Source organism: Corynebacterium sp. KPL4015, from assembly GCF_040225725.1.
In the GTDB taxonomy this organism is placed as follows: domain Bacteria; phylum Actinomycetota; class Actinomycetes; order Mycobacteriales; family Mycobacteriaceae; genus Corynebacterium; species Corynebacterium rhinophilum.
The window spans coordinates 37,959-47,383 of sequence record NZ_JBEHGF010000020.1 but is presented as its reverse complement, the minus strand read 5'-3'; the positions used below and the strand labels follow the sequence as shown (position 1 = coordinate 47,383).

The window sequence follows — 9,425 nt, the reverse complement described above, 5'->3', positions numbered from 1 at the left end:
GTCAGTGGTCAGTATAGCCGAAGACTTGGTTTCAAAGACATCAGGCGCTACGAGATTGCACCAGGAGTGCCGCCGGCGCGTGTTATAGCGTATGCACCACCGGAAGACCTCTTGGCGGCAGGTAATTGGGTTGTCAAAGACTTTCCGATCACGCAGCACTTCCCGCTTTAAGGTGGCGTTAAATGACTCTGCCAGGGCGTTATCGGCACTCGTACCTACCGCTCCCATGGACTGGCGCACACCTAACGACGAGCAGTAGTTCCTAAAGGTTTGTGAGGTGTACACACTGCCGTGATCAGAATGGAAAATAGCCCCGTCAAGACTGCCGCGCACACCATGTGCGTGGGCTAGGGCATCGATGACCAGTGAGACCCGCATGTGGTCTGCGAGTGCATAACCTGCACGTTTGCGTGAATGAAGTGTCAATGACTGTGGCCAAATACATGTTCTTACCGCCCTTACACGGCAGGTAGGTAATGTCGCCGACATAAACGCGGTTTGGCTCTTTAGCTGTGAACTTGCGGCCTACTAGATCTGGCATGACGCGGTGACCAGGCTTGCGCCGGGTGGTGATGCATCGACGCCGTTTGCTAAAGCCTTTTAGTCCCATGGTTTTCATGATGCGTGCAACTTTCTTGTGATTGACCGGGGTATACGCCAGGTCTTCCTTGAGGCTTGCGGCGATGCGTTTAGCTCCGTAAAGCCCGTGCTCATCATCGAAGATGGTTGTGATTCTTGCACCAATAACGGCATCAGAATACATCTTTAACCTGCGTTTTTTACGGGTGCTCACCCACTTGTAAAACGAGGAACGATTCAGCTTTAACACATCGCACATCCGCTTAACCGAGTACTCGGTTCGGTGGTCATCGACAAACTGGAAGCGGATCACCAGTGAGTTGCTTTAAGCAAAATATTTCGCGGCCTTACGCAGGATGTCGCGTTCTTCGCGCAGCTTAGAGACTTCCTTTTCCAGCTGGCGGATTCGCGCAGAATCATTCGCCGCTTGGGCTTTATCATGCACTGCTTTTATGCGGGCACGTTTGCCGGTGCCGTACTTTTTGACCCAAGAATGCAGCGAGGCTCGATTGATACCGAGCTCTGCTGATGCTGAGTTCAGCGAGAGGTCCTCATTGTTCTCATAGAGGGCCACGGCATCGCGTTTGAACTGTTCGGAGTACCTGGACATGGTGGTAGATTACCAATCTTGCCAGCTCGACTGGGCTGGATATCAGGTGTCCACCACATGGGGGTCAGGTCCAACGTTTCCAAACAAAGTAACGAACGATAACATTCAGGACGCTGATAGGCATTGTGTATGGCAGGCGCTGACAACGATCCGGGCTAACGCAGATTTTGCACGAAAAATTGGCGATGCCCACGAAACAGACCATCCTGGTTCTCCTGAAGCTGGGCACATGGATCAAACAAACAATGCCATTGGTCGAGACATTGGATTGCGACACGAAGGAGTTGAAGCGGGCGCCATCAATGAATGTCATGCGCAGGCTAAAAACGGTGGTCTGATCAAGATAAACTGATTGGTAAGGAATTTGTTGTGAAAGAAAGAACGATCATTCCGGGAATACTTTTTGGAATTGTCGTGGGCGTCGCAACCCTTTACGGCGGAGTGGTCCTGTCCACATGGCTTCCAATACCTTTCGTCTTCTATGGGCTACCTCTTCCTTCATTGGTGGTGTTGGGTGTATTAGCCATGTCTGTCTACATGTTGAAAAAGGGTCGGCTTAGCGACCGATCATGGCGTGCTTTTGCCTTCACATTCGCTGCGGCTTTCGTCGTATCAGCGTTCTTATGGGTGAGCACCATTTCTGGCTATGGAAACTTCGCATAGCCTATAGATATGGAACCGCTGTAAGGCCAATTACAGTTAGTCCCTCTAGATTGAAGTCTAGAGGGACTAACTGTAACCGCAGAAGAACCTATTTCCACTTAAGTTTCTGCGTATTTTGGAACTGCTAAGGACTCTCTAACGCTTTCCATTCGTTCCAGAGCCATTGCCAGAGTAACCATTAAACTGGACCGAATGCCGCGACGATGCTCACGCCGAGGCTAAGCTAGAGCAAGCTGATGTACCAAGTAGACGCATCGGCGACGTGAAGTGTCCCAGGATCTGTTCCGTTTAAGTAGAAGAGAACACCTTGGAAACCTCACCGCGCCAACATTAAATGTTGTCTAGTTCGCGAACCCCACAACTCAACAAATTCGGATATGCGGGCAAAACCCCGCTTCCTCCGTGGAAATTTATCCGGAAGGAAGCGGGGTTGCAATGTGCCCCTGGTGAGACTCGAACTCACACTGGACGGGTTTTGAATCCGTTGCCTCTGCCAATTGGGCTACAGGGGCAATCAAAAGCGAGCGCCTTTGACTGTTGGAAATACTAGCGCAGGGGTTGGCGCAATTCCTAATTGGGGTCCCTTTCCGGTGAAAAGGCCTGCTCAAGACGGTGGGGTTGGGCGGGGTATCGCCGTGTCCATTGTGTTGCCTAATATGGGGCAGGTGACTTCCAATAAGACCCGCCTTTTGCTCATTGACGGCCATTCGATGGCATTTCGTGCCTTTTATGCCCTGCCGGTGGAAAACTTTTCTACCTCCGGCGGCCAGCACACCAACGCCGTGTATGGCTTTTTATCCATGCTGTCCAATATCGTCTCTGAGGAAAGGCCGGATGCTATCGCGGTGGCCTTTGACGTCGGCCGGAAGACTTTCCGTACGGAGATGTTCCCGGAATATAAGGCGCAGCGAGAGGCCGCGCCGGAAGAATTTAAGGGCCAAGTAGACATCATTCGCGATACCTTGGAGACCTTGGGAATTACGACGCTCTCGCGTGAAAATTACGAGGCCGACGATATTTTGGCAACCCTTGCCACCCAGGCACAGGACTACGAGACGCTGATTGTCACTGGCGACCGCGATTACCTGCAGCTGGTTACGGATTCGACCACGGTGCTCTATCCCATGAAGGGAGTATCCACGCTGCACCGGTTTACCCCAGAGGCCGTCGAGGATAAATACGGGCTTACCCCCGCGCAGTATCCCGACTTTGCTGCCTTGCGCGGCGATCCATCCGATAACCTCCCTGGCATCCCCAAGGTGGGAGAAAAAACTGCCACCAAGTGGATAGTCAAGTATGGAGACTTGGCTACATTGGTAGAGCACGCCGAGGAAATCAACGGCGTGGTGGGAAATAACTTCCGCGAACGCATCGAGCAGGTGCAGATGAACCGGAAGCTCACCCAGATGATTACAGACATGGACTTAGATGTTGGCCCTGATGATCTGGCCTTTAGGGAAGCCAAGGTTGCCGATGTCGCCGCGAAGTTCGATGAGCTGGAGTTTGGCACCAACCTGCGCGACCGTGTCTTATCCGCCATCCCCAACGATGGTGCAGAGGCTGCTGAGCAAGCCGCGGACACCCCAGGCGTAGAGCTCACTATCGAAGACGCCTCCTTGAGCGAGTGGCTACCTGGCCGCGAGCACGTAGCTGTGTATGTGCAGGGCGAGGGCATCCCAAGTCAGGGTGATGCTTCTGCCATCGCGTTTGTGGACCGCAACTACCACGGCCTGCAGGTGGAACTCGGGGAACTTTCCGCCGATGAGGAAAAGGCCTTGGTCCAGTGGCTAGAATCGCCGGCCCCTAAGTATTTCCACGCCGCGAAGGCCGCGTTCCACATGCTGGCAGGGCGCGGCATTGAGCTCAACGGGCTTGCGCACGATACGGCCTTGGCGGCGTATATCCTGCGCCCAGGTCAGCGCACCTACGAGCTTTCCGATGTCTACCAGCGCCACCTTCAAAAATCCCTCGGCGCCGCCTCGGAGCAGATGTCGCTGCTCGATAATTCCTCCTTGGTAGATCAGGCAGCAGCGATCATGGAGCTGGCGGAAAAACTTACTACGGAACTGCAGGACATCGACTCATTCGAGTTGTACACCGACTTGGAACTGCCGCTGGTGACCATCCTGGCGCGCATGGAGGCTACGGGCATCGCGGTCGATGTAGACATTCTGGAAACCCAAAAGGATGCCTTCGTGGGACAGGTGGCGGAACAGGAACGCTCCGCGCGGGAGCTTACCGGCGATGACAAGCTCAACTTGAATTCGCCTAAGCAGCTGCAAAACGTACTTTTTGAGACCTTCGATATGCCCAAGACGAAAAAGACGAAGACCGGCTACTCCACGGCCGCGAAGGAAATCGAGCAGCTGGCCATCAAGCACCCGCACCCGTTCTTGGACCACCTATTGGCCCACCGCGAGTACCAGAAGATGAAGACCACGCTGGAGGGCCTTATCAAGACCGTCCAGCCGGATGGGCGCATCCACACGACCTTTAACCAGACGGTGACCTCGACGGGGCGTTTGTCCTCGACGGAGCCGAACCTGCAAAACATCCCGGTGCGCACGGAGGCCGGCCGCCAGATTCGCTCGGCGTTTATCGTGGGAGGGGGATTTGAGCAGCTAATGACCGCGGACTACTCGCAGATTGAAATGCGCGTTATGGCGCACCTCTCTGCCGATCCCGGGTTGATTGAGGCCTACAAGGCCGGCGAGGACCTGCACAATTTCGTTGGTTCTAGGGTCTTTGATGTGCCCGTTGACCAGGTGACCCCTGAGCTGCGCCGCCGGGTAAAGGCCATGTCTTATGGCTTGGTCTACGGTCTGTCCGCATTCGGCTTATCGCAGCAGCTGGGAATCCCGGCGGGCGAAGCCAAGTCCATTATGGAAAGCTACTTCGAGCGCTTTGGCGGTGTGAAGAAGTACCTGGATGATGTCGTGGAGCAAGCCCGCAAGGATGGCTATACGGCCACGCTCTTTGGTCGCCGCCGCTACCTGCCAGAGCTCAACTCCGATAACCGGCTGGCTCGCGAAAACGCGGAGCGCGCTGCGCTCAACGCCCCAATCCAGGGAACGGCCGCGGATATCATCAAGGTCGCGATGATTCGCGTGGACCGTGCGTTGTGCGATATGAAATCCCGTGTATTGCTCCAGGTCCACGATGAATTGGTGGTGGAAGTTGCCCCCGGCGAGGCCGATCAAGTCCGCGAGATTCTTGAGCGTGAGATGGATTCCGCCATCGAGCTGAACGTACCGCTTGAGGTCTCTGCCGGCGCCGGCACGGATTGGGACGCTGCGGCCCACTAGTTCGATGGTGATGCTTAACCGGCGCGAGCGCGCCCGCATGCGCTTGGCCGCCCAGGGCCTCACGGCCGAGCGCTGGCACACCGCTGCAGAGTCAGTCCGTGCCTTTGGCGTCATGCAGGGCCAGGACTTGCACTCGGTGCGCCGGTCCTTGGCATTGCGTTCAACGGATGAATCTGATAAGTCCGAGATCGTGCGCGGCTATTCCATGCGCAACACGCTGTTCGCCGCCTTAGTCAAGGATATGGGCTGGGTAACCGAGCTATGCGCGAAGCCTCGGAGGGGCGATGCAGTGGTACGGGAAGCCGTGCTGCAGCTTATCGATGCCCCTTTAACGCGCGCAGATTTGAAAGCGCGCGCCGCCTGGGCCTTGCCCGAGCTGCCTTTCTGGCACGTGGTGCGCATTGCCATGGAAAGCGGGTACGCGTGTTATGCGGGCGAAGACCAGCTCATTACTCCGGTGGAGCTAGACGGCATCGAGGCCCTTTTTAACGGCGACTCGGTGGCCGCCACGACGGAATTGATGACGCGCTATTTTCGCACCCATGGGCCGGCGACTGTGCAGGACTTTGCGTGGTGGTCCAAGCTGCCCCAAAAGCTTATTCGTCCCGCAGCCGAGAAGTTGCCTGATGACCTTATCCGGATAGGCAGGGAAGGCGAGGAGCTGGTCTCTGCAGAGGTCCTAGAGCTACCAGAGGTGAAAAAGAAGAAATCGGTGCTGCTTTTAGGCGCCTTTGATGAGTATATCCTGGGCTACCAAGATCGGCTTTTTGCCATGTCAGCGGATATGCACCATGCTCTCGTTCCCGGGAACCAGGGCATTTTCCGCCGCGCCATCGTTATCGACGGCCAAGTGCGCGGCATGTGGAATAAACAGGGGATTGAGGACTGGGGGATTCCCGCTTACGCAGCAGGCCGCGTGGAACGCCAGTGGAAGGAGTGCTGAGAAGTGCGTGAAGCAGGATAAGGTTTTAAAGTAATTTCATGGAGTTTCTCGGAAAACGTATTACGTGGAAGTCTCATCCCTTCGCCTTGCGCTACTTTGAGGCTATGTGGGCAGTCATGGTCGCATACCCGGCGGGACAGATTGCTGAGAGCGGCTTAAAAGAAGCGGTAAGTAGTGATACATCTTACTTCATTTTCTATGCGGTTATAGTCTTTGGCTTCTTTCTTGCTGCTGGTAACGCAGCCAAGGAAGGCGAGAACCCGTGGCGCTACCGAGTACAGGCGGCCGGTGTAATGATCGCGGTAACTGTCATTGCCGTGGCCTTCCCATATTCGTGGGTATTTGCGCTCATTACTATTGCTGCCGTGGTGTACTACCTCTGGCCGCGCATCGCGGTGGAATCTTGCTGAGGTCGCTTTTCCACTAGGCAGCCGGCCAAGAGGTCAAAGGGCGTTTGGCCGATGGCTAAAACAGAAAGGCCTAAAATCGCAAGGATAATGCCGTCGACGTTCCAGCCGGTAAGCGTCAGGGGCGTGAGCAGCAGCCATGAATTGCGCAGGCACGCGGTGGCAAACGGCGAGCGGGCCGGGATGATTTCTAGCTGCATCGACCATTTGCCCAGGGACGTAGACTTTTTCGTTTCCACCCACACGCGGTAGATATAAAAGGCCACGGCGAGGGCGACCGCCTCGTAGACTTCTTCGGGGCGCCCGGCTAAGGGGGCATCGGCAAGAGCATTAATCACCCACCGCACCACGGTGACGATGGCGGCCACGAGAAACGCGTCGATCCACCATGCCACGGCGCGGCGCAGGAGTATTCCCAGTCTTTCGGCAATCATGTTCTCCACGTTAGCTGTAGGCGCGGCAGATGAAAATCATGCTGCCAGGGAAAACTTCCCCGCGCTGCGGGGACCACTGGCCCCACGTGATGTCTAAGCCTTCCGGCCACTCCGGTTCGATGATGTCCTCGATGAGGAATGGTCCGCGACCTTGGAGCGCGCGGAACCAATCGCTGATGGTGCGGTGAAATTCGGCGTAGGTGAGCGTCCCAGCGGAATCGTGTTCCAGGTAGGCGCGGTCGAAGTAGCTGATCTCTGCGGTAAGGCTGGTGGGATCGTCGGGGAATATCCAGCGCATTGGGTGGGTCACGGAGAAGACGAACCGCCCGCCTGGGCGCACAACGCGGGCAACTTCCGCGAGCGCGGTATCGAGATCGGCGAGGAAGGGGAATGCGCCGAACGCAGAAAATGCTACGTCAAAGGAATCGGTGGCGTAGGGCAGTGCCAGTGCATCGGCTTGGGTGAGCGCCAAACCAGGTGCTGCGTGGGCGAGCATGCCGCGGGAAATATCGCAGCCGATGGCAAAGCGGGCGCGGGTGCTGAGCCACTGGGTGCAGGCGGCGGACCCACAGCCGATTTCGAGGACGGCGGCAGAGGAGACATCGCCAAGCAACTGCGCATCGGCCTCGTGCAACATCTCCGGGCACCAGTAAAAAGAGGAGAGGTACTCGGGGTGCTCGGCATGGTAAGAGACCGCATCATCATCCCAGTGGGATTGATTGGCGCGAGAGGGTGAAGTCATTGGGGTGGGCTACCTTTCTGGGTGGCGCGCAATATTTGCCGTATAAGCTGGACAGATGTAGGCTCTTACAAGCATGTCTATGCCACGGGTTGTTGCAGGCTATTGTAGGAAAGCTTGGGGCAATCACGCGGCGGGATCGAATGTGGCCTCTATCTCCTGTATTTGTGCAGTGTAGACGGGCTTTTAATTCGAGAGACACGCAGTTGTCCACGAACGATTTCCTACATTTATTCGGAGCATTTTTACAATATGCCATCTTCTACTACCCCTCAGGTTGCGATCAACGATATCGGAACCGCAGAGGACTTCCTCGCAGCTGTAGACGCCACCATCAAGTACTTCAACGATGGTGACATTGTCGGGGGTACCGTCGTCAAGGTTGACCACGACGAGGTACTGCTGGACATCGGATACAAGACCGAAGGCGTTATCCCTTCCCGCGAGCTGTCCATCAAGCACGACGTCAACCCCGACGAAGTTGTCGAGGTTGGCGATGAGGTTGACGCACTTGTCCTGACCAAGGAGGACAAGGAAGGCCGCCTGATCCTGTCCAAGAAGCGCGCACAGTACGAGCGTGCTTGGGGCGCCATCGAGGAGCTGCAGGCCAAGGAAGAGCCGGTTACCGGTACCGTCATCGAGGTTGTCAAGGGCGGCCTCATCTTGGACATCGGCCTGCGCGGCTTCCTGCCTGCTTCCCTCGTTGAGATGCGTCGCGTCCGCGACCTGGAGCCTTACATTGGCCAGGAGCTGGAAGCAAAGATCATCGAGCTGGACAAGCAGCGCAACAACGTTGTCCTGTCCCGCCGTGCATACCTGGAGCAGACCCAGTCCGAGGTCCGTTCCGAGTTCCTGCACCAGCTGCAGAAGGGTCAGGTCCGCAAGGGCGTTGTCTCTTCCATCGTCAACTTCGGCGCCTTCGTCGATCTTGGCGGCGTCGACGGCCTGGTCCACGTGTCCGAGCTGTCCTGGAAGCACATCGACCACCCATCTGAGGTTGTCACCGTTGGTGACGAGGTAACCGTTGAGGTTCTGGACGTTGATCTGGACCGCGAGCGCGTTTCCCTGTCCCTGAAGGCAACCCAGGAAGACCCATGGCGCGTCTTCGCCCGCACCCACGCTGTGGGCCAGATCGTCCCGGGCAAGGTCACCAAGCTCGTTCCGTTCGGTGCGTTCGTTCGCGTCGAGGAAGGTATCGAGGGTCTGGTCCACATCTCCGAGCTGGCTCAGCGCCACGTCGAGGTTCCGGACCAGGTTGTCACCGTTGGCCAGGAAGTCATGGTCAAGGTCATCGACATCGACCTCGAGCGTCGCCGTATCTCCTTGTCCGTCAAGCAGGCTGATGAGGACTACTCCGAAGAGTTCGATCCGTCCAAGTACGGCATGGCTGACTCTTACGACGAGCAGGGCAACTACGTGTTCCCAGAAGGCTTCGACCCGGACACCAACGAGTGGAAGGAAGGCTTCGACGAGCAGCGTCAGGCTTGGGAGGCACGCTACGCAGAATCCGAGCGCCGCTTCAACCTGCACACCGCTCAGATCGAGCGCAACCGCGCTGCGGCCGCAGAGGCTGCAGAGTCCGCTGAAGCATCCTCCAACTACTCTTCTGACTCCACCGATGCAGCTCCGGCATCGGAGACTCAGGCAGAGTCCGGCGGATCCTTGGCTTCTGACGAGCAGCTCGCTGCACTGCGTGACAAGCTCGCCGGCAACTAAGACGCCTTTGGGGTTTAGGGTGAGATAGT

Annotated in this window: 8 protein-coding genes, 1 tRNA gene and 1 pseudogene; 6 read left to right on the top strand and 4 right to left on the bottom strand. The window is 56.7% G+C overall.

Annotated features, from left to right (window positions below; genetic code table 11):
* Positions 1–1,189, bottom strand: a pseudogene (locus ABRP64_RS08405) (IS3 family transposase); the annotation flags it as partial.
* On the opposite strand from ABRP64_RS08405, the gene ABRP64_RS08400 reads away from it, so the two are divergent.
* Positions 1,188–1,541, top strand: a complete 354-nt coding sequence (locus tag ABRP64_RS08400) for a DUF6973 domain-containing protein (RefSeq protein ID WP_349866115.1) — start codon at positions 1,188–1,190, stop codon at positions 1,539–1,541. The pseudogene ABRP64_RS08405 and the gene ABRP64_RS08400 sit on opposite strands and share 2 nt — an antisense overlap.
* Positions 1,542–1,558: 17 nt before the next feature.
* Entirely contained in the window at positions 1,559–1,852 is a 294-nt protein-coding gene (locus tag ABRP64_RS08395) for a hypothetical protein (protein ID WP_023017871.1), read from the top strand.
* Between the two features lie 438 nt (positions 1,853–2,290).
* Here ABRP64_RS08395 and ABRP64_RS08390 read toward each other — a convergent pair.
* A tRNA-Leu gene (locus ABRP64_RS08390) sits at positions 2,291–2,364 on the bottom strand.
* 144 nt (positions 2,365–2,508) lie between these two features.
* Between ABRP64_RS08390 and polA the strand changes: the two genes are divergently transcribed.
* Genes polA through ABRP64_RS08375 form a run of 3 tightly spaced genes read left to right on the top strand, consistent with a single transcriptional unit; the run spans position 2,509 to position 6,510 of the window.
* Positions 2,509–5,157 (top strand): DNA polymerase I, encoded by a 2,649-nt coding sequence (polA, locus tag ABRP64_RS08385; protein ID WP_349866117.1) that lies wholly within the window; start codon positions 2,509–2,511, stop codon positions 5,155–5,157.
* 10 nt (positions 5,158–5,167) lie between these two features.
* On the top strand, positions 5,168–6,100 hold the full coding sequence (locus ABRP64_RS08380; protein WP_349866113.1) for a DNA glycosylase AlkZ-like family protein: 933 nt from the start codon (positions 5,168–5,170) through the stop codon (positions 6,098–6,100).
* Between the two features lie 38 nt (positions 6,101–6,138).
* Entirely contained in the window at positions 6,139–6,510 is a 372-nt protein-coding gene (locus ABRP64_RS08375) for a hypothetical protein (protein WP_349866111.1), read from the top strand.
* On the opposite strand, the gene ABRP64_RS08370 is transcribed toward ABRP64_RS08375, so the two are convergent.
* Together ABRP64_RS08370 and ABRP64_RS08365 are read right to left on the bottom strand one after the other, a co-directional pair.
* The gene (locus tag ABRP64_RS08370) at positions 6,474–6,941 is read right to left on the bottom strand and encodes an RDD family protein (protein WP_349866109.1); all 468 of its coding nucleotides are present in this window, start codon (positions 6,939–6,941) and stop codon (positions 6,474–6,476) included. The genes ABRP64_RS08375 and ABRP64_RS08370 overlap by 37 nt on opposite strands.
* Positions 6,942–6,951: 10 nt before the next feature.
* A complete protein-coding gene (locus ABRP64_RS08365) occupies positions 6,952–7,683 on the bottom strand; it encodes a class I SAM-dependent methyltransferase (RefSeq protein WP_349866107.1) in 732 nt (243 codons plus the stop codon).
* A gap of 249 nt (positions 7,684–7,932) precedes the next feature.
* On the opposite strand from ABRP64_RS08365, the gene rpsA reads away from it, so the two are divergent.
* On the top strand, positions 7,933–9,396 hold the full coding sequence (gene rpsA, locus ABRP64_RS08360) for a 30S ribosomal protein S1 (RefSeq protein ID WP_005280312.1): 1,464 nt from the start codon (positions 7,933–7,935) through the stop codon (positions 9,394–9,396).
* Positions 9,397–9,425: the final 29 nt, after the last annotated feature.

Excerpts from the sequence above, each read along its gene's own strand:
- ABRP64_RS08400 (WP_349866115.1), top strand. The coding sequence starts at position 1,188 with ATGGTGGTAGATTACCAATCTTGCCAGCTCGACTGGGCTGGATATCAG.
- polA (WP_349866117.1), top strand. The coding sequence starts at position 2,509 with ATGGGGCAGGTGACTTCCAATAAGACCCGCCTTTTGCTCATTGACGGC.
- ABRP64_RS08375 (WP_349866111.1), top strand. The coding sequence starts at position 6,139 with ATGGAGTTTCTCGGAAAACGTATTACGTGGAAGTCTCATCCCTTCGCC.
- rpsA (WP_005280312.1), top strand. The coding sequence starts at position 7,933 with ATGCCATCTTCTACTACCCCTCAGGTTGCGATCAACGATATCGGAACC.
- ABRP64_RS08365 (WP_349866107.1), bottom strand. The coding sequence starts at position 7,683 with ATGACTTCACCCTCTCGCGCCAATCAATCCCACTGGGATGATGATGCG.
- ABRP64_RS08370 (WP_349866109.1), bottom strand. The coding sequence starts at position 6,941 with ATGATTGCCGAAAGACTGGGAATACTCCTGCGCCGCGCCGTGGCATGG.
- ABRP64_RS08380 (WP_349866113.1), top strand. The coding sequence starts at position 5,168 with ATGCTTAACCGGCGCGAGCGCGCCCGCATGCGCTTGGCCGCCCAGGGC.